Source organism: Pseudomonas sp., assembly GCF_049300855.1.
Lineage (GTDB): Bacteria > Pseudomonadota > Gammaproteobacteria > Pseudomonadales > Pseudomonadaceae > Aquipseudomonas.
On sequence record NZ_JBAQKH010000016.1, the window covers coordinates 80,954 to 101,336 of the forward strand.

General features: G+C 60.7%; 17 protein-coding genes and 1 riboswitch. Of the genes, 6 read left to right on the forward strand and 11 right to left on the reverse strand.

The features are described from left to right. Nucleotides 1-141: 141 nt before the first annotated feature. A complete protein-coding gene (gene thiC, locus WA225_RS05510) occupies nucleotides 142-2,031 on the reverse strand; it encodes a phosphomethylpyrimidine synthase ThiC (protein WP_077570562.1) in 1,890 nt (629 codons plus the stop codon). Between the two features lie 146 nt (nucleotides 2,032-2,177). Continuing rightward, a riboswitch (TPP riboswitch) is annotated at nucleotides 2,178-2,283 on the reverse strand. 206 nt (nucleotides 2,284-2,489) lie between these two features. Here thiC and WA225_RS05515 point away from each other — a divergent pair. Beyond that, nucleotides 2,490-3,923 (forward strand): TolC family outer membrane protein, encoded by a 1,434-nt coding sequence (locus WA225_RS05515; protein ID WP_422607157.1) that lies wholly within the window; start codon nucleotides 2,490-2,492, stop codon nucleotides 3,921-3,923. 91 nt (nucleotides 3,924-4,014) lie between these two features. On the opposite strand, the gene waaA is transcribed toward WA225_RS05515, so the two are convergent. Then, nucleotides 4,015-5,289: a lipid IV(A) 3-deoxy-D-manno-octulosonic acid transferase gene (gene waaA / locus WA225_RS05520; protein WP_422607158.1), complete on the reverse strand. Its 1,275-nt coding sequence runs from the start codon at nucleotides 5,287-5,289 to the stop codon at nucleotides 4,015-4,017. Nucleotides 5,290-5,300: 11 nt separating this feature from the next. Then, nucleotides 5,301-6,203, reverse strand: a complete 903-nt coding sequence (locus tag WA225_RS05525; RefSeq protein WP_422607435.1) for a LysR family transcriptional regulator — start codon at nucleotides 6,201-6,203, stop codon at nucleotides 5,301-5,303. A 104-nt stretch (nucleotides 6,204-6,307) separates the two neighbouring features. Here WA225_RS05525 and WA225_RS05530 point away from each other — a divergent pair, with 104 nt between their 5' ends. The 4 genes from WA225_RS05530 to WA225_RS05545 all read left to right on the forward strand — a co-directional run bounded on the left by WA225_RS05530 (nucleotide 6,308) and on the right by WA225_RS05545 (nucleotide 9,823). Further along, nucleotides 6,308-6,640, forward strand: coding sequence for a DMT family transporter (locus tag WA225_RS05530; RefSeq protein WP_007915730.1), 333 nt, complete (start codon nucleotides 6,308-6,310; stop codon nucleotides 6,638-6,640). Between the two features lie 201 nt (nucleotides 6,641-6,841). Further along, on the forward strand, nucleotides 6,842-8,017 hold the full coding sequence (locus WA225_RS05535; RefSeq protein ID WP_422607159.1) for an NAD(P)/FAD-dependent oxidoreductase: 1,176 nt from the start codon (nucleotides 6,842-6,844) through the stop codon (nucleotides 8,015-8,017). Further along, a complete protein-coding gene (locus WA225_RS05540) occupies nucleotides 8,014-8,826 on the forward strand; it encodes an aldo/keto reductase (protein WP_422607160.1) in 813 nt (270 codons plus the stop codon). Before WA225_RS05535 ends, WA225_RS05540 begins: the two co-directional genes overlap by 4 nt. Before the next feature lie 31 nt (nucleotides 8,827-8,857). Continuing rightward, nucleotides 8,858-9,823: a metal ABC transporter ATPase gene (locus WA225_RS05545; RefSeq protein WP_422607161.1), complete on the forward strand. Its 966-nt coding sequence runs from the start codon at nucleotides 8,858-8,860 to the stop codon at nucleotides 9,821-9,823. Nucleotides 9,824-9,829: 6 nt separating this feature from the next. Here the strand turns inward: WA225_RS05545 and WA225_RS05550 are convergent, their stop codons facing one another. From WA225_RS05550 to msbA, 7 genes are all read right to left on the reverse strand, one after another. Then, nucleotides 9,830-10,630, reverse strand: coding sequence for a hypothetical protein (locus WA225_RS05550; protein ID WP_422607162.1), 801 nt, complete (start codon nucleotides 10,628-10,630; stop codon nucleotides 9,830-9,832). 58 nt (nucleotides 10,631-10,688) lie between these two features. Continuing rightward, complete coding sequence (locus WA225_RS05555; RefSeq protein WP_422607163.1) at nucleotides 10,689-11,396, reverse strand: hypothetical protein; 708 nt, start codon at nucleotides 11,394-11,396, stop codon at nucleotides 10,689-10,691. Next, entirely contained in the window at nucleotides 11,397-12,371 is a 975-nt protein-coding gene (locus tag WA225_RS05560; protein ID WP_422607164.1) for a glycosyltransferase family protein, read from the reverse strand. 130 nt (nucleotides 12,372-12,501) lie between these two features. Then, nucleotides 12,502-13,923 carry a bifunctional D-glycero-beta-D-manno-heptose-7-phosphate kinase/D-glycero-beta-D-manno-heptose 1-phosphate adenylyltransferase HldE gene (hldE, locus tag WA225_RS05565; RefSeq protein WP_422607165.1) on the reverse strand — a complete coding sequence of 474 codons (1,422 nt, stop codon included), beginning with the start codon at nucleotides 13,921-13,923 and terminating at the stop codon, nucleotides 12,502-12,504. A 64-nt stretch (nucleotides 13,924-13,987) separates the two neighbouring features. Next, nucleotides 13,988-15,388 carry a PIG-L deacetylase family protein gene (locus WA225_RS05570; RefSeq protein ID WP_422607166.1) on the reverse strand — a complete coding sequence of 467 codons (1,401 nt, stop codon included), beginning with the start codon at nucleotides 15,386-15,388 and terminating at the stop codon, nucleotides 13,988-13,990. 4 nt (nucleotides 15,389-15,392) lie between these two features. Beyond that, entirely contained in the window at nucleotides 15,393-16,289 is an 897-nt protein-coding gene (locus WA225_RS05575) for a GNAT family N-acetyltransferase (RefSeq protein WP_422607167.1), read from the reverse strand. Continuing rightward, complete coding sequence (gene msbA / locus WA225_RS05580) at nucleotides 16,283-18,109, reverse strand: lipid A export permease/ATP-binding protein MsbA (RefSeq protein WP_422607168.1); 1,827 nt, start codon at nucleotides 18,107-18,109, stop codon at nucleotides 16,283-16,285. The genes WA225_RS05575 and msbA overlap by 7 nt, the downstream gene beginning before the upstream one ends. 125 nt (nucleotides 18,110-18,234) lie before the next feature. Here msbA and WA225_RS05585 point away from each other — a divergent pair, with 125 nt between their 5' ends. Further along, the gene (locus tag WA225_RS05585; RefSeq protein WP_422607169.1) at nucleotides 18,235-18,888 is read left to right on the forward strand and encodes a toluene tolerance protein; all 654 of its coding nucleotides are present in this window, start codon (nucleotides 18,235-18,237) and stop codon (nucleotides 18,886-18,888) included. Nucleotides 18,889-18,891: 3 nt separating this feature from the next. On the opposite strand, the gene WA225_RS05590 is transcribed toward WA225_RS05585, so the two are convergent. After that, the gene (locus tag WA225_RS05590) at nucleotides 18,892-20,352 is read right to left on the reverse strand and encodes a hypothetical protein (RefSeq protein WP_422607170.1); all 1,461 of its coding nucleotides are present in this window, start codon (nucleotides 20,350-20,352) and stop codon (nucleotides 18,892-18,894) included. Nucleotides 20,353-20,383 lie beyond the last annotated feature (31 nt).

Here is a 20,383-nt window from a genome sequence, read left to right on the forward strand (position 1 = left end):
TTATCTCGGAGGAGTATTTTTTGTCATTGTGATCGTTCCCACGCTCTGCGTGGGAATGCCTCTAGGGACGCTCCGCGTCCAGTGACGCGGAGCGTCACGGGCTGCATTCCCACGCCGAGCGTGGGAACGATCAGTACGGGGTCAAACCTTTTTGTACAGCTGACTGCCTTCCTTCTTGAACCGCTCGGCCTGTTCCGCCAGGCCTTGGGCGACGTCCACGTCGACCGCGTCGATCCGCTGGTTGGCCGCGTATTCGCGGACTTCCTGAGTGATCTTCATCGAGCAGAATTTCGGCCCGCACATCGAACAGAAGTGCGCGACCTTGGCCGAATCCTTCGGCAGGGTTTCATCGTGATACGAACGCGCGGTGTCCGGATCAAGTCCCAGGTTGAACTGGTCTTCCCAACGGAATTCGAAACGCGCCTTGCTCAAGGCGTTGTCGCGAATCTGTGCGCCCGGATGCCCTTTGGCCAAGTCCGCCGCATGCGCCGCAATCTTGTAGGTGATGATCCCGGTCTTCACGTCATCCTTGTTCGGCAGGCCCAAGTGTTCCTTCGGCGTCACGTAGCAAAGCATCGCGCAACCGAACCAGCCGATCATCGCCGCACCGATACCCGAGGTAATGTGGTCATAGCCCGGGGCGATGTCGGTGGTCAGTGGGCCGAGGGTGTAGAACGGCGCCTCGTCGCAGCACTCCAACTGCTTGTCCATGTTCTCTTTGATCAACTGCATCGGCACGTGGCCCGGGCCTTCGATCATGGTTTGCACATCGTGCTTCCAGGCGATTTTGGTCAGTTCGCCTAGGGTTTCCAACTCACCGAATTGGGCGGCATCGTTGGCGTCAGCAATCGACCCCGGACGCAAGCCATCGCCCAGCGAGAAGCTGACGTCATAGGCTTTCATGATTTCGCAGATTTCTTCGAAATGCGTGTAGGCGAAGTTTTCCTTGTGATGCGCCAGGCACCACTTGGCCATGATCGAACCGCCACGGGAAACGATGCCGGTCACGCGTTTGGCGGTCAGCGGCACGTAGCGCAGCAACACGCCAGCGTGGATGGTGAAGTAGTCGACGCCCTGCTCGGCCTGCTCGATCAGCGTGTCGCGGAACAGCTCCCAGGTCAGGTCTTCAGCCGCGCCGCCGACTTTTTCCAGCGCCTGATAGATCGGCACCGTGCCGATCGGCACCGGCGAGTTGCGGATGATCCACTCGCGGGTTTCGTGAATGTGCTTGCCGGTGGACAAGTCCATGATGTTGTCCGCGCCCCAGCGAATGCCCCAGGTCAGTTTCGCCACTTCTTCTTCGATGGACGAACCCAGCGCGCTGTTGCCGATGTTGCCGTTGATCTTCACCAGGAAGTTACGGCCGATGATCATCGGTTCCAGTTCGGTGTGGTTGATGTTGGCCGGGATGATTGCGCGGCCACGGGCGATCTCTTCACGGACAAATTCGGGGGTGATGATTTTCGGCACGCTGGCGCCGAAGCTGTGACCCGGGTGTTGCTGATCCAGCAGGCCGGCGGCGCGGGCCACCTCAAGTTTCATGTTTTCGCGGATGGCAACGAATTCCATCTCGGGCGTGATGATGCCCTGACGCGCGTAGTGCATCTGCGTGACATTGCCACCGGCCTTGGCGCGGCGCGGGTTGTTGACGTGGGCAAAGCGCAGTTTGGTCAGTTCCGGATCGGCGAGGCGCTCGCGGCCGAAGTTCGAGCTCAGGCCCGCCAGACGCTCGGTGTCGCCACGGTCGTCGATCCACGCCGAACGCACATCGGCCAGGCCTTTGCGCACGTCGATCACCACGTTCGGATCGGTGTACGGGCCCGAGGTGTCGTAGACGGTGACCGGCGCGTTGATTTCGCCGCCGAAGTCGGTCGGCGTCACGTCGAGGGTGATTTCGCGCATCGGCACGAGGATGTCCGGGCGGGAGCCCTGAACGTAGACTTTTTGCGAACGGGTGAACGGCTTGACCGATTGCTCGTCGACCTTGGCCGAGTCACTCAGGTTGATCGCGTTTTTTGATTTTGTAGTCATCACGGGCTCTCCAGACAGCATCCAGGCAGTGGATTGTCGGAGCAGAACCTGAAAGGCACGGACGCACCAGGACCGGTGCTGTGCCTCGTCGTCGAGCGTTCGATTGTCGAACAATTTCCCGGACGAAGCACAAGAGGACTCGCCGGGTGACGAGAAATCTTGTTCCCTACGCAGGCGCTAACCTGATCAGGTTCAACGGGATCCGAAATTATTCGATCTCAGCCTCATAGCAAGGCACCCCGACAAGAACCCGGCCAGTCTAGACACAACTGAGAAATAACGCCAACACCGCAGCAAACACCATGATGAATGGCATAAATACAGGGGCTTGGCCGATTGTTGTGAGGCAAATGCGCAACTACACTCGCTTTGCCCCGCCACGCCTTGACGCTGTGGGGCCCGCGCCTTACCGTTGGCGCCCGGATTACTTCCATAATATTAATGCTAGGGATCGCCTCATGCTGCGCAAACTCTCACTGGCTGTTGCCGTGTCTTGTGCGTCCAACGCAATGGCCTGGGCAGCAGAAGCGCCCTTGTCGACCAAAACCGATCTGGTCAGCGTCTATCAGGAGGCTGTCGACAACAACGCCGATCTGGCCGCCGCCCGCGCCCAGTATGGTGCGCAGAAAGAAGTGGTGCCGCAGGCTCGCGCCGGGCTGTTGCCGAATTTGTCCGGTGGTGCCGAAGTGGCCAATGTGCGGACGTCGATCGACCAGCCCTCGGCCATTGCCAACCGCAGCGCTAATTCGTATCAAGCGACTCTGGCACAGCCGTTGTTCCGCGCCGATCGCTGGTTCCAGTACCAAGCGGCCAAGGACGTCAACGAACAAGCCGCGCTGCAACTGTCGGCGACCGAACAGAACCTGATCCTGCAATCGGCCGAAGATTACTTCAACGTCCTGCGCAGCCAGGACAACCTGGCCTCGACCAAGGCTGAAGAAGCCGCGTTCAAGCGCCAGCTCGACCAGTCCAACGAACGCTTCGATGTCGGTCTGTCGGACAAGACCGACGTGCTGCAATCGCAAGCCAGTTACGACACCGCGCGGGCCAACCGGATTGTCGCCCAACGTCAGGTCGACGATGCGTTCGAAGCGCTGATCACCCTGACCAACCGTCAGTACAACTCGATCCAGGGCATCGTCCACACGCTGCCGATCCTGCCGCCGGCGCCGAACGACGCCAAGGCCTGGGTCGATACCGCAGCGAAACAGAACTTGAATTTGCTCGCCAGCAACTTCGCCGTCAGCTCGGCTGAAGAAACCTTGAAACAGCGCAAGGCCGGCCACTTGCCGACCCTCGACGCTGTGGCCAAATACGAAAAGGGTGACAACGATGCGCTCGGGTTTGCCAACCCGAACTCGTTCGGCACGCCTTACCACGGCAACGTCGAACAGAGCACGGTCGGCCTGCAACTGAACATCCCGATCTACAGCGGCGGGCTGACCAGCTCGCAAGTGCGCCAATCGTATGAACAACTGAATCAGAGCGAACAACAGCGCGAATCGCTGCGGCGGCAGATCGTCGAAAACACCCGCAACCTGCATCGCGCGGTGAACACTGATGTCGAGCAGGTGCAGGCGCGGCGGCAGTCGATCATCTCCAACCAGAGTGCTGTTGAAGCGACGGAAATCGGCTATCAGGTGGGTACGCGCAACATCGTTGACGTGCTCGATGCGCAGCGCCAGCTGTACACCTCGGTGCGCAACTACAACAACACGCGCTACGACTACATCCTCGATAACCTGCGCCTGAAGCAGGCGGCGGGCACGCTGAATCCGGGGGATCTGGAAGATCTGCGACGATATCTGAAAGCCGACTACAACCCGGACAAGGATTTCCTGCCACCGGATCTGGCCAAGGCGGCCGAGGCGCAACTCAAGGCTCGGCCTTAAGCTTTAAAAGCAAAAGATCGCAGCCTTCGGCAGCTCCTACATGGAAATTTATTCCAATGTAGGAGCTGCCGAAGGCTGCGATCTTTTTACTTTATTTGATCAGTCGGCCCAAGCCATCCAGCAAACGCTGCAACGCCCCTTGATTACGGCGCATTACCGCCAGCCCCACCTCCGCCATACGCTGCGCATCACGCGGCAGCTCAAACAGGCGCTGCACTTCCACCGCCAGCCCTTCGGCATCATCCACCTCAGCCAACGCCCCGGCTTCGCGCAATTGCGCAGCGATGTCGAGGAAGTTGAACAGGTGCGGGCCGCTGATCACCGGTTTGGCCAACGCTGCCGGCTCCAGCAGATTGTGCCCGCCGTTGGCCACCAGGCTGCCGCCGACAAACGCGCTGTCCGCCAGTGCGTAGAGAAACAGCAACTCGCCCATGGTGTCGCCGAGCAGCACGCTCGTCTGCGCATCGACATTGGCTTCGGTCGAACGCCGCACCGTGGCGAAGCCTTCGCGCTGGCACAACTCGAACACCGAATTGAAACGTTCCGGGTGACGCGGCACCAGAATCAGCAACGCATCCGGGTGATTGGCCAGCAAGCGGCGATGGGCGTCGAGCACCACTTCATCCTCGCCTTCGTGAGTGCTGGCGGCGATCCACACCGGACGTTCTTGCGCCTGCCATTGACCGCGCAGTTCAGCGGCGCGTTGCAGCAGTGCGGGGTCGATGGTCAGGTCGAACTTGATCGAACCGGTGACCTCGACCGTTTCCGCGCGCGCACCCAGATCGCGGAAGCGTTGGGCTTCGGTTTCGGTCTGCACGGCGAACAGGCTCATCTCGGCGAGCATCGGCGCGGTCAGTTTGCTGAAGCGGCCATAGCCGCGTGCCGAGCGCTCGGACAAGCGCCCGTTGGCCAGCGCCACCGGGATTCCACGCTTGGCACACTGATGAATGTGATTGGGCCACAGTTCGGTTTCCATGATCACCGCAAGCTTCGGCTGCACGCGATCAAGAAAGCGCGCCGCCGCACACGGCAAGTCATACGGCAGATAGCAGTGCTGGATGCGCGGCTCGTTGGCGAACAGTGCCTGAATCCGCTCCGAACCGGTCGGGGTCATGCAGGTCACGGTGATCGGCAACTGTGGATAATGTTGCAGCAAGGCGCGGATCATCGGCGCCGCAGCGATGCTTTCGCCCACCGACACGGCGTGCACCCAGATGCCGCCGGATTGCAGCGTCGGCATGCCGTAGGAGAAACGTTCGCCAATCCGCTTGGCATACGCCGGCGCCTTGCGCGCCCGCAGCCATAGCCGAATCGCCACCAATGGCAGCCCCAGGTAAAACAGCGCGGTGTAGAGAGTTCTATTCATGGCGGCGGAGTTTATCGACTTTTGTCGCCGATCGCCCGCAAGTGCACGGCAAAACGTTCAGCCAGCCAGCGCGCGGCCGGGCCGAGGGGCTCGTCGCGGCGCCAGACCAGTTCCACTACCAATGCCGGCGGGGTCCATTCGCTGTCGAGTTCGACCATCAAGCCCTGATACGCCGAGTACTGCACCACATGGCGCGGCAACCAGGCCCAGCCGAGGTCGCGCACCAGCCATTCGGACATCACGTAGAAACTGTCGGCGCGCCACACCTGCGGGCTGGCCGGCTCGTTGCCGGGATAGACGCTGGTTTGCGTCGACATCAACAGTTGCCGGTGCTGCGCCAGTTGCTGACAGGTCACGTAGGACTGCTGCGCCAACGGATGATTGATCCCGCAGACCGTGACCATCTCTACGCTGCCGAGCACTCGGCGCTCCAGCGCTTCGGGGATTTCGTCGTGATAAAACAGCAAGCCGAGGTCGGCACGACGCTCGACCAGCTTGCGTGCGACCTCACCTTGCGCGGCGCTGGTCAGTTGCACTTCAAGGCTGGGGAATTGCTCGGCCAATTCACCGAAACTTTCCACCAGCGCCTGATAGGGCATCGCCTCGTCCTGTGCCACGCGCAGTTGCGCTTCCTGACCACGCATCATCGCCATCGCCCGGCCATTCAGACGCTCGCATTGGCGCAGGACTTCCCGAGCCTCTTCCAACAGCGCTTCGCCCGCCTCGGTGAGCGTTGGCTGACGGCCGCTGCTACGCTCGAACAGGCTGACGGCCAAATCATCTTCGAGCATGGCAATGGCGCTGCTGATCGCCGACTGCGCTTTGCGCTGCTGGCGCGCCACGGCGGAAAACGAGCGATGTTCGGCGACGTCGACAAACACCCGAAGTTGATCCAGATTCCACTGCATGCTGATTCATCAACCCATCTTCAGAACAGATAGGTAATGACTTTACCCCATCTGGTGAATCACTAGAATGCCGCCTCAGCAAGCAACGTTTTATATTGAGGATTTGAACCATGAACGCCTACGCCTACCTGGCCATTGCCATCTGCGCCGAAGTGATCGCCACCGTGTCGATGAAAGCCGTCAAAGGCATCAGCACGCCGCTGCCGTTGGTGCTGGTGATCGTCGGTTACGCGATTGCGTTCTGGATGCTCACACTGGTGGTGCGCACCGTTCCGGTCGGCGTCGCCTATGCGGTGTGGGCGGGCATGGGGATTGTGATGGTCAGCGTCGCGGCGCTGTTTATCTACGGGCAGAAGCTGGATATCCCGGCGATGCTGGGGATGGCGTTGATCGTGCTGGGTGTCGTGGTGATCCAGCTGTTCTCGAAAACTGCCGGCCACTAAAAATCCAAGCACAATCCCTGTGGGAGCGAGCTTGCTCGCGAAAGCGGTTCGTCAGACGCATGATTGCTATCTGACACACCCTCTTCGCGAGCAAGCTCGCTCCCACATTTGGTTCTGCGTTCGGCCTGTTGATCATCGACAAATCCCGCGCTTTCCCGAGTCTGTATACTGCGCCCTCGTCTTGAACACTGAGGTCGCTGCATGCCATCCGTTATTTCCACCGACGTTCTGATTGTCGGCGCTGGTGTCGCCGGCCTCTGGCTGAACGCGCGTCTGCGCCGCCAGGGTTTTTCGACCGTGCTGGTGGAAAGCGCCAGCCTCGGCGGCGGGCAGAGTGTGAAGTCCCAGGGCATCATCCACGGCGGCGCCAAGTACGCGCTGCACGGTGCGCTGACCGGTGCCTCGGAAGCCATCGCCGACATGCCGCGCCGCTGGCGTGAAGCGCTGGCCGGCAATGGCGAGCTGGATCTGTCCGGCGTGCGCCTGCTCTCCGAAGCTCACTATCTGTGGTCGCCCGGCACCCTCGCCGGCAACCTCACCAGTTTCTTCGCCAGCAAAGCTGTGCGCGGCCGGGTTGATCAGGTCAAGGGCGATCAATTACCGCCAGCCCTGCAAGACAAACGCTTCAAGGGCAAGGTCTACCGTCTCGCCGAACTGGTCGTTGATGTGCCGAGCCTGATCCAGCGTCTCGCCGATCTGGCCGGCGATGGCCTGCTCGCCGGGCAAACCATCGAGCCACTGCTGGAAGCGGGCGTGCTGGTCGGTTTGAAAGTCGATGGTCGCGAGATTCGTGCGCAACGCATCGTCCTCAGCGCCGGCGCCGGCACCGCCCAACTGCTCGAAGCGCTTGGTTTGAGCCAGCCGGCCATGCAACGTCGGCCGCTGCACATGATCATCGCCAAAGGCCCGGGCCTGAAACCGCTGTACGCGCACTGCCTGGGCGGCGGCACCAAACCGCGCATCACCGTGACCACGCATCCGGCCGCTGACGGCCAGTGGGTCTGGTACATGGGCGGCGACATCGCCGAGAGCGAAGGCGTGCACCGTGAACCAGCCGAGCAGATCGCCACCGCGCAGAAAGAGATCGCACAGTTGTTGCCGTGGATCGACCTCAGCACCACGCAATGGGCGACCTTGCGCGTTGATCGTGCCGAGCCGCTGCAAACCGGGCTGACCCGCCCGGACAACGCCTTCCTTGCCGAACAGGGCCGCTTGCTGGTCGGCTGGCCAACCAAACTGGCGCTGGCGCCGGACTTCGCCGATCGCGTCATCGCCGCCCTCGAGCGCGACGGCATCCAGCCGCACGCCAGCGAGCCTTTGCCGGCCCTGCCAAAACCACCGATGGGCGTTCCCGCCTGGGAGCAACTGCTGCCATGACCATTGCAACGTTGCACGACCTTCATCGCCCGCTGGGCAGCACCGGCCTGAGGGTTTCGCCACTGGGCCTGGGCACGGTCAAACTCGGTCGCGACCAAGGGGTGAAATACCCCAACGGCTTTCAGATTCCCGGCGATGATGAAGCGCAGATGCTGCTGCGTCAGGCCCGCGATCTGGGCATCAATCTGATCGACACGGCCCCGGCCTATGGGCGCAGCGAAGAACGCCTCGGCCCGTTGCTGCGTGGCCAGCGTCAGGATTGGGTGATCGTCAGCAAAGTCGGCGAAGAATTCGCCGATGGCCTGTCGCGCCACGACTTCAGTGCAGCGCACACGCGGATGTCGGTGGAACGCAGCCTGCAACGTCTTGAAACCGATTTTATCGACCTGGTGCTGGTGCACTCCGACGGCAACGACATGGCGATCCTTGAGCACGAAGAGGTCTACGCGACACTCGCGGCGCTCAAGGCCGAAGGCAAGATTCGCGGCTTCGGCTTCTCCGGCAAAACTGTCGAAGGTGGCTTGAAAGCACTGGAGCAAGGCGACTGCGCGATGGTCACCTACAATCTGAACGAACAAAACGAGAAAGCTGTCATTGACTATGCTGCTGCCCACGGCAAAGCCATTCTGGTGAAAAAAGCCCTGGCCAGCGGTCATGTCTGTTTGAGCCCGGGCGTGGATCCGGTACGTGCCAGCTTCGAACTGCTGTTCGCGCAGCCGGGTGTTGCCAGTGCTATTGTCGGGACGATCAATCCGCTGCACCTCGCCCACAACGTTGCGACCGTTGCTCAGGTCCTTCGTGGTCACTGACGCCGCCTCGCGGCCTTAAGCAGGAGCCGATATGCCGCGCACGCTCATCAGAAAGAACCCGAGCAACTTCAAGACCCTGCCATTGTTCGTCGAAGCCACGCCCGAAGGCCTGACCTATCAGAGCGTCGGCATGCCACTGAACTTCGCGCAGACCTTGCAGCGGCGCAAACCGGTGAGTGTGGCTGACACCGAGCGCTTCTCGCTGGAACTGGCCAACCTCGGGGTTTCCGTGCGCCTGACCCTGCATTGGCAGAATCGCGATTATTGGGTGCTGGTGCGCCAGCGCCGGCAGGATCGCGGTGACGTCGTCCTCAAGTTGATTTCCGGCTACGTTCCGGCGCACGAATTGAACATCCCGCTGCACACCGCCATTCAGGAAATTGCCGAAGAGTGCTTGCTGGAAACGCCCGAAGGCTGGCTCGGCGGGCGCTTCAACGACACCTGGCTGCCAGCGCCCTACTCCGCTGCGCTGCATTACCGCGAGGCGCTGCCGTTTCGCCTGACGCCGTTGTCCGGCTCGGCGCGCCCCATACGCAGCGCCAATCTGCAATTGCTGGAGCGGCCGCGGGCCTATGTGCATCTGCCGACGGCGTCGCTGCAATTGATCTACGACTTGCGCCTGGATGTGCCCAAGGAAGCCAAATCCTTGAGCCTGTTCCATGTCGATGAGCGACTCGAAGGCGATCAACTGGTGGCCCGGCTCGACCGTAAACGTCCCGACCTGTACCTGATGCCCCTCAAGGACGGCGCACCGCTGGCCGAGCTGTACACACTCAAGCGCGACAAACTCGTGCCCGCCAGCACCCGAGGCCTGTACCTCGCCGAGAGCTTCGCCACTCAGACCGGCTGGGTCGTGCGTGAAGAGCGCATTCGCTGGAAAGACTGGCTGGTGCAACAGGGGCTGCAACCGGCCAAAGCCCCGCGTTCAGGGCTCAAGCAGTTGAGCATCAAAGCCCTGCGCCTGGTCGGCCTGGGCAAGAAACAGGCGAGCAAATAGCCGACGTTAGCGTCGGCGATCCCACCAGGTGCGCAAGGTGGCGAAGAAATGGAAATAGCGGTTTTCGCGCTTGCCCATGCCGCGCTTGGGCGAGAACGATTCTTCAGCAAATGCACCGGTAATGCGCACCCTTGAGGCCTGGGTTTTCAGCGTGCAAACCTTGGCGCCGGCCTCCAGCAGTGCGAACTTGAGCAGGCGCTCGGAATGCAGCTTTCTGCCCGTTGCCTTGCAGAAATCGAAAATACGTTCGATGCGTTTGCCATAGGCGACATAGGTATCGCGCCCGCAAATGGCCAGACGGTCATTCAGGCCGCCCCACCACTGCCAGTCCGGAATGTACGCGTGGTGGCGCCGGGCTTGCGGGTGATTGAACACGTACGCGGGCAGCGGCGTGTGGAAGAAGTTGTCCGGCCGCACGAACACCACGAAATCCGGGTTGAAGGACTCAATCATCGTGGTAACGGTGTGCAGCGAGTTAAGCTGATAGATCAGATTGCGCAGCGACGCGAAGTCATCCGCCCAGGTATCGCCCTGTGCTTTGACCTGCTCGAAATCCCAACGCTCCAGCACCCCTTCGGTCGAGGTCAGCGCACCGGTCATCGACTCGAAGGGCTGGTAGTTAGCCGCCGCCAGTTCGCCTTTCTCGCCAGACCGCGTGTTCTGCACTTCATCGATTTTATACAGGTGATAAAAGCACTTCACGTCGCTGCCCGCCGGCAACTGCGCCAGGACGTTCTGTTCGATGGAGGGGAAACAGATCTGTGAATTTCTCGGAATCCCGAAAAAGGCCACGGCAATTTTCAACACGCAACAGCACCTTTTGAAAGTAGTTCGTGCCCGGCGGCGACCGGATACAGGATCTCGCTTACCGCTGTCGAAACAGCTTCTGCCACCAGCGACGAGGTTGTAACGGCACCACGATCACATCCGACTTGCGCAGCCAGTCGCGCTCATAGTCCCAGGCATGGCCGCCCCAAAGCTTGCCGGCCTCGTTGGAAAAGCCCAGGGTCATCAGTTGGTAGGTATAACCGACGTGACCGCGCAGCCAATCGAACAACACCAGCGTGTTGAACCCGGTGGAAGGCCCGACATAGCGCTTGCCGCCCGGCCGGTCGACCGGGTAATTCCACAGTGGCGGCAGCGGGATGCGATCCCAATACATGGCCACGCGAGGTAGCGGGCACATCGGTGCGGCGCAGCCAACCAGCAGGGTGAAACAGTGCTCGTGTGCCTGATCGATCAGGCGCTGCACGTCCGGCCCGCACGGCAGGCCGAAAAAATACGCGTCCGGCGCGTTGTAGCCGTGCACGAAGACATTGACGCTCTGCGCATTGAGCAGCGGCGCCTTGATGCAGGTATTGAAGCTGACGACGATGTCATTGGCGCCGATGTTCAGCGCCTGAAAATCCGCCGCGGTGATGGCCGGATTATTGGCAATCAGGACCAACCGAGCCGCACGGCTCAGGCTTGCGCGCAGTGCCTCAGGCAAGGCTTGCAGAACATTCTGATCACCACCGGGCAGCGCATCCAGCGCCATGTACTCGCTGGACTGCAGCGATTCATGCTCCTTCATTCAGACCGGCACCTTCATTCCATGACGCAGCTTCACCCAGAACCGCGTAAACGCGGAAGGCGGCTGCCATGGGCGCATTTCGCGCTGGATTTCCGCCGCCAGGGCCTGGCCGACGCGGGCAAAGGAATAGCGGCTCTCTGCAAAGGCCTGGCCGTTGCGGGCGATCTGTTCCGCCAGCTCGGGGTTGTCCTGGAGCAGCTTGATCTTCTCCACGGCCTCGTCTTCGCTGCGGTAGAACACCGTGTTGTGCATGTCCTCGAAGCCCAACAGCTGATCTTCCTCGCCCTGACTCCAGGCCAGCAGCACGCAACCACAGGCCATTGCTTCGAAGTTCTTGATCATGAATTCGTTCATGCCGATATCGGCACTGACAAAGATCTTGATGCGATTGAGCGTTTCCAGGTATTCCGCGCCCGACTTCGTGCGGGTCACCAGCATGCCGGTACGCTTGGAGAGCGACTCCAGCAGCGCCTTGCGCTCGGCGTACTCGGTGCTTTTCAGGCTGCCAAGAAAGCCGATTGGAATGTCGCGCGCCGCGCCGGTATTGCGCAGCATCTGCTCGTCATAACCCTTGGAAACGAACACTGTGTCGATGCCTTCAGCCAGCATCTTGCGCGCGACCACAGCCCCGGACACCAGCGCCCGGCAACTCGGCAGACGACGATACAGGCGCGAGTACACGCCACGGTACTTACTCGCCGGCATGTAGTTCTGATAGGCGTCGTGTTCAAGAAACACCAGCCCGGGTATGCATTTGAGCACCTGCAACTGCGTGGCCAGGCGCTTGACCCGGGAGAAAATCACCACGCGATCAAACGTCTGGTAATCAACCGAAGCCAGAAACGTTCCCAGGTTCAACTGCTGCTGTTTGCTCAGACGGAAGATGAAACATTCATCACAGTTCTGCTGCACGATGTCGTAGAGCCGGTCGAGGATGACCCGCTGCTCGTCCATCACCAAGAGCATGACTTTCATAGATTAATCGACCACGCGACGGAGGCAGGCAAGCGCATCGGATTCACAGCTGCCTACCTCAACGGAAACGGTAAAATCCCCAAGGCAAAATCCGTTTACACGCAGTACACATCGGTAAAAATTCATCTGATCAACGACTGCGAATCTTCTCGACAATCGCAGTTGTCGAGCTGTTTTCCACAAGTCCAAGCACCTTCACGGTGCCGCCGTAAGCGCTGACGATGTCAGCGCCGACAACCTGATCGATACCGTAATCGCCGCCCTTGACCAGCACGTCCGGTTTGACCTCGCGCAGCAGGTTTTCCGGGGTGCCTTCAGGGAAACTGATGACCCAGTCCACCGCGCCAAGGCCTGCCAGCACGGCCATCCGCCGATCGACACTGTTGATCGGACGTCCCGGCCCTTTCAGGCGGCTGACCGACGCATCGTCGTTGACCGCGACAATCAGGCGATCGCCCTGGGCCCGCGCCTGTTCCAGATAGGTCACGTGCCCGGCATGCAGGATGTCGAAGCAGCCGTTGGTGAAGACGATTCTTTCGTTATGCGCGCGGGCATCGGCGACGGCGAGCAGCAACTGCTCAAGCCCCAGCACACCGCGCTCGGAACCTTCTTCACGCTGAATGGCGCGACGCAGTTCGGGTGCACTGATGGCGGCCGTACCGAGCTTGCCGACCACAATGCCCGCAGCCAGGTTGGCCAGCGCGACGGCGTGGGGCAACTCTTCACCGGCGGCAATCGCTGCGGCCAGGGTGGAAATGACCGTGTCGCCGGCACCGGTGACATCGAACACTTCACGGGCACGGGCCGGCAGGTGCAGCGCCGGATGATCAGGGCGCAACAAGGTCATGCCGTGTTCCCCACGGGTGACCAGCAGCGCACCGAGTTCAAGCTCGTGCATCAGCGTCGCGCCTTTGCTCACCAACTCGTGCTCGTCGACACAACCGCCGACGATGGCTTCGAATTCGCTGAGGTTAGGCGTGATCAGGCTGGCACCTCGATAGATCGAGAAATCCTTGCCCTTCGGGTCGGCCAGCACCGGGATGTTTTTCGCCCGTGCAGCCTGAATCAGCGCCTGATGATTTTTCAGTGCGCCTTTACCGTAATCGGAGAGCACCAGCACCTTGATGCCTTCGAGCAGATCATCGACCTGCGAGGCCAGGGCCAGGGCATCAGTGGCGAACGGTTCTTCAAAGTCGATACGCAGCAGTTGCTGGTGCCGGCTCATGACCCGCAGCTTGACGATGGTTGGCTGGTGCGCAATGCGCTGGAACAGGGCACGTACTCCCGCGCCTTTGAGACTGTTGCTCAGGCTGTCGGCGGCTTCGTCGTCGCCGGTCACACCGACCAGGGACGCCGGCGCACCCAGCGCGGCAATGTTCAAGGCAACGTTCGCGGCACCGCCCGGACGATCTTCGATCTGCTCGACCTTAACCACCGGCACCGGCGCCTCAGGGGAAATCCGTGAGGTTCCGCCATGCCAGTAACGGTCGAGCATGACATCGCCGACTACCAAGACCGGGGCTTGATCGAAACGCGGCATGGACAACTTCATGGAGCAACCCACATACAAAATGAACAGGGGCGCGATATTACCACAGGGTAAAGCCCCGTCCGCCTCAATCTGAAAGGTCGCGTACCCAGAACAATTCGTGGCGCCGGACAGCCTTGCGGAAAAATTCGTTACTGCCCGTGACAGGCCAGCGACGGCCCGCCAATGCCTGCTGGATCCAGCGCCGCAACTGCCGCTTGAACACAGGCGGGCCTTGCAGATCATGCTCCATGGCCAGCGCCATGGCTTTGTCCAGTTGCACGTCCGCCGACAACAACGGACTCCACAAGCGATCCGCCGGCAGCGCCTCGATCGCCGGTGGCAAGGCGATACCGGTACCGGCCGGGCCCATCGGCCAGCGATCGTTGTCGTGCAAGTGATTGGCGTACATCAGCAGGGTCGCCGGCTTCCAGTGACTCAGTTCGATCGCCTCGCGCAACGCCTGGGTGGAGGCGACGTGATCACTGTGAGGGTCGAGCTCGGGGTGCGGCGTCACCACCACTTCAGGACGGTAATGCTCAAGCAACGCCGCCAGATCGGCAACCAGATTGCGCCAGCTCGGCTGCCCATCGGTGTCGGCCGGCAGGACCAGCGGATTATGGCGACGGACACTGCGCACGTCGGTTTCCTGCGACTCGCGCGAGCCGAATGGCTGGTCTGGCGTTTGCGCCATCGCCGGCAATTGCAGACAGTAATAGCCCAGTTGCACACAACGCTCGGCAGGCACACCGCCCCACAGCGGAATCGTCAGGCTGTCCCAACTGCGCAAGCGCCCCTTCAACCGCGCGGCCGCGGCCTGATCCAACCCCAGACGCTGAAAATCTTCAGCCTCGATCTCGCCCTGAGTCAGGGTGACGATGCTGACGTCTGCGCTGCGACTGTAAAGGCCGAACGCCGCCAGTTCCGCGTCATCGGCGTGGGGGGCCAGGACCATCACGCGCTGGCGGCTGTAGTCCGGGTTGGCCATGACCCACAAAGTGCCGGCAGCGCCCACCGCACAATAGCGCCCGCGCAACGCCAACGAGCCTTGCGCCAGTGCCGCTGCCTGTCCGGACAGATTAAGGAAACGCCGCCCTTTGACACCACGCTCAAATTCCTGGCAGTCATCGCCGACGGCAACGCAGGGGTCGAGCCAGCGGCCCAGCCAGGTGCTGCTCAACTGCACTTCGAGGACCAGCGTTTCACCCGGCGCCAGCGGCTCACTCAGGCGCACCACGCCGTCCGCGAGGCTCACGGCCTGACGCGCCGTGTGCGCAGGAAAGTCGTATTGGTAATCGTCAGTTGGCCGGTAGAACAGATGGTCGGCAAACCACGCCTCATGGGCGACCCACACCACCACGAGCAACAGCGGCACCAGCCACCAGCCGAGCAGCAAGCCGATCAGCAATAGCCCCAGCAGAAACGCCACGAGAAACAGACGCTTGTTGCGCCGATGGGCCTTGAGAAGCTGTTGCTTGCGAGCGCTCATGGATTCAGACCTTGTAGACCGGCACCGTGTGGCACCAGCGATCCTTGTACTCACGGTCGGCACGACCGAATGAATAGCGCAAAGGCTTGCCCAGCGCCTGCGCATCTGCCCAGGCCTGCTGCGTGTTGACGAAGCTCAGCACACTGCCAGGGCTGAACTCGCGGCTCTGCGGGTCGACGCCACCGTTGATGTATTCCAGCGACACCCATTGCGGCGCTTCGACGCGGTACAGCACCTGAATCGCCACCGGCGCCGATTCGAGCAGCGCCACCGAACCGGTCATGAACTCACGCAGCAAGGTGAAGACCTCGGCGAGCCCGGCCTTGCCCGGCACTTCGAACCCCCAGCGACGTTGAAACAGATCGCCGTAAGCCGCCGCCTGCTCCTGCGGCGTAAAGTCGGACATTGGCACCAGTGACCCGCCCGCCTCTTCCAGCAGGCGCTGCTCGCGACGCTGGTTGTAGCGAAATTTCTTCGAATACTCTTCCGGCAACCGCGCCAGCGCCAAGCCCTCGGGCTGCACTTTCAAGGTGCTGATCTGCTCGGCATTGAGTTGCGACACATAAGCCATGCGCTGGCGTACCGGCACGGTGACGTCCGGCGCGATTGGCAGAATGATTTCCGCATTGCCCATATCGAGCAAACCGCGTTTGCCCTCGCGCTTGAGCACTTCCTTGGACAAGGCGACATGCCGCCCCCAGCAGGGAATGGCGGCAACGACGGCGCCGTCAACGATCCAGCCCAGATAACGCAGTTCGATATCAACGAAGGTCGACAGACGCTCGACGACCTCCGGATGCGTGGCGAAGCTGCCACCGAAACGCTGCCAGGCCCAGGCGTAGGCTTCCCGGTCGATTTCAGTCCAGCCACGTTCTCGAAAGCTGCGAAACATCGTCAGCATACGTTGGTCGCGTGGGCCGGCTGCGGTTCGTCACCCTCTTCAAACTCTTTGGCATGCAGGCGCGAGTAGTAGCCATTTTGCTCAAGCAGTTGCGCGTGAGTGCCACGCTCGACAATCCGCCCCTCATCCATGACCAGAATCAGGTCGGCTTTCTCGATGGTGCTCAAGCGGTGAGCGATCACCAGGGTCGTGCGGTTCTGCACCACGTGATCCAGCGCTGCCTGAATATGCCGCTCCGACTCGGTATCGAGGGCCGACGTCGCCTCGTCGAGAATCAGCAACGGCGCATCCTTGAGCAGGGCCCGGGCGATGGCGATGCGCTGACGCTGACCACCGGAGAGCAGCACACCGTTTTCGCCGACCATGGTTTCATAGCCCTGCGGCATCTTGATGATGAATTCGTCGGCGTAGGCTTCGCTGGCAGCACGTTTGACTTCATCAAACGGCGCGCCCGCCAGATCGCCATAAGCGATGTTGTTGGTCACCGTGTCGTTGAACAACGTGACCTGTTGGGTCACCAGCGCAATCTGCCGGCGCAGGCTGCGCAGGGTGAAGTCCTGCACTTCGACGCCATCGAGAAGGATCTGGCCCTGAGCTTGATCATGCTGATAAAAGCGCGGAATCAGGCTGGCCAGGGTCGACTTGCCACTGCCCGAACGGCCAACCAGAGCGACCATCTGCCCCGGCTCAACGACAAAACTGATGTCGTTGAGCACCGCTTTGTCGGTGTCGGGGTAATGGAAGCTCAGATTACGCACCTCCAGACGGCCTTCGAGACGATCGCGCTCGACACTGCCCTGATCCACTTCCGCCGGTTCGTCCAACTGCTCGAAAATACTTTCGGCACCGGCGACACCCTTCTGAATCGTCGAACTGACTTCCGACAGCTGGCGAATCGGCTTGGGCAGCAGACCGGCCATGGTGATGTAAGCCACCAGATCGCCCGGCGATGCATCCCCGCGAAGGTACAGCACGAGGAACATGACCACGGCCATGGCGGTGTACGTGACCAGTTGCAGCATCGGCGTGTAGACGGCGCCGGTCTTGGTCATCGTCAACTGCTTGTCGGTGTTGCTCTGGCTGGCATCGCGAAAGCGATCCTTTTCGTACTGTTCGCCGCCGAAACTGCGTACCACACGATAGCCATGAATGGTCTCGGAGGCGACGTGGGTGACGTTACCCATCGAGACCTGGATCTTCTTGCTCTGCTTGCGGAATTTCTTGCTGGTGCTGTTCACCATCAAGCCGATCAACGGCAGGATGGCGACCATGACCAGGGTCAGCTTCCAGTTCATCCACAACAGCGTGCAGAACAGGAAAATCACCGTCATGCCTTCACGGATGACGACTTTGATTGCATCCGTCGCCGCGCCCGTGACCATCGTCACGTTGAAGGTGATCCGGGAAATCAGGTGACCGGAATTGTTCTTGTCGAAGAAGCGGTTAGGCAGTTCCAGCAACTTGTTGAACAACACCACCCGCAGGTCATGCACCAATCCCAGGGAAACCCGCGCCAGAAAGAAGTTGCCCAGATAGGAACCTACCCCCTGCCACAGCGCAATGAACACGATCATCAACGGCACGGTTTCGAGCAACTGCAGCTTGCCCAGATAAGGATTGCCCGGAAACAGACTGGCTTCAGGATTGGCCAGACCGTCGACAAAATACTTGAGGATGTAAGCGAGCATCGGCTGAGTCGATGCGAAGATCAGAAACCCGACGATGCTGAGTAGGAAAAGGCCAGCGTAAGGCCGCACGTAAGCCAAAAGGCGGAAATAGATCGCCAGCGTGGACTGGGCTTTCGGTTCAGGACTGCTCATGGTGATCCGCGCAATTCAGTGAGGCGCCGATGATATCACACGCGTTTTTGCCCCGATAAACATGACATCCAGCCAGCCCTCGACCAAGTCGGTTAAGATACCCCGCTAATGATGGGGAGCCGGATATGCAATCGATTGATCACAGCACTTACGAGGCACTGCGCGAAGGTGCACACGTATTGGAAGCCGACGGCTCCGGCGACAAAGTGCTCAGATTGGCCGATGGACGCATGCTCAAGCTGTTTCGTCGCAAGCGCCTGCTCAGTTCGGCGCTGTTCTACCCTTATGCGCAACGCTTTGCCGACAACACCCGGGCCCTTGAACAACGCGGCATTCTCTGCCCCAAGGTAATTGCGGTTTATCGCATCCCGAGCATCGAGCGTGACGGCGTGTATTACAGCCCGCTGGAAGGCAATACGGTGCGTCAGTTGCAGAGTTCTGGCGATGAGGCTGACTCATTGCGATTCCAGCTGGGCGGGTACTTCGCCCTGCTGCACGAAAAAGGCGTGTACTTTCGATCGCTGCATTTCGGCAACGTGGTGCTGACGCCGGACCACCATTTGGGCCTGATCGATATCGCCGACCTGCGCTGCCAGAAACGCGCACTCAGTGACAGCAAACGCCTGCGCAACTTCGCTCACTTGCTGCGTTACAAGGAAGACCGCCAATGGTTGCTGGGCCAGGATGCCGGCGACACGTTTATCGAAGGTTATCGGCAGGCGCTGCCGAGCAACCGGCAAGCGCCGCTGATCTCGCGCCTGCGTCCGCTGCTCGGCTGAATCTCAGGGACCGATGACCACCACGGTGGCACCTTTGCGATTGGCGAAATGCTCGATGATGCGCAGCTTGTGCGCCACCAGCCACTCATTCAGCCATGGCTCGTCACCCTTGGCCTCGATGAGGAAGTACTGATAGTCGCCCGCGTGCGCTGCCGACATCGCTTGCTCTGCGGTCAGTGCCGGCATCACGTAGCCGCGACCGGCGTAATAGCTGATCCGCCCATCCTCGAAATAGGTCTTCGCCCCTGGCTCGACATGGGCCGACATCCAGCGGCCGGCCTCGACGTAATGCGTTTTGCCGGCTCCGGTGGAAATGACGTTTGACAGCATCACCAGCAACCCCAGAACCACCAGCCATTTGCCGCAACGCGGGAACTCGCGAACGAACGCTGCCAGCCCCATGGCCAGCACGGGCACGAACAACAGATTGAGAAAACTCAGATAACGCGTATTCATGAACTGCTGTTTGATGAAAAACAGCACCAGCACCACCAGATACAGCAATGCCGTCCAGGCAAAAGGTCGATAGTCGCGCCAGTAGACAGCTAGCACCCCCCAGTTGCGCCGCAGAATGAAGGGCACCGCGAAAGGCCCCATCAGCTTCACGAAACTGATAGTCATGGTCGCCAGGATGCCGAAGAAAATGATCCGGCCAGATTCATCCTGGGAGTACTTGTTGATGAGCGAATTGGCAAATTGATCGCACAGCATCTGGAAGGAAGCAAACACGCTGTGTGGCGCAATCATGTCCAGATACAGCATCACCCGCGCCGACATGAGCACACCCGATACCGAAACGGCCAGCAGCCCCAGAACCGGTAACAGCGAAAACTGCACGAATTGCATCCGTCGGTTCGACGACCACAGGCTGGGTAACTGCCACAGCGCCAACGCCGGCACCAGCAGCAAGGCTTCCAGCCGAAACAAGGCCGCCGCAACGATTGCCAAATGAATCAATGCCGCCCGCAGCCAGCCGCCACGGGCTTGCCAGCGCAGCGCGAGCCAGAGTGTCAGGGTGCAGAAGAACCAGAAACCGCATTCGCGAATGATGTCGTTGCGAAAGGCGTTCACCGCCGGCATTGCCAGTACCACGAGGCATGCCCAACTGGCGAGATGTGCAGACCGCTGACGAACGCAATCCACCATCAACGCGCTGGTGCCGGCAAAAAACAGACCGCACCAGAGATAGGCACTCAGTTCGAGCGGCAAATGCAGGACCGTGTGCGTACCGGCCAGCAGAAAGGAAAACCATGGCCAGTCGAAAGCGGCCCAGGCCACATTAGGCCCGTGCTCGGTGACCTGTTGCGCGATATCAATGTACAGCGCGGCATCACGCCCCACTGTCGCGGTGCCCATGACCGCTATCAGTGACAGCAGCACACTACCCAAAAACGCCAGCAAAACCGGGTATTCGTCGATGATCCGTGAAACCTGAGCGCCCACTTTATTGCCCGTACCTTTCACCCAGCCACCTCACCGACACGCTTAACAGGGT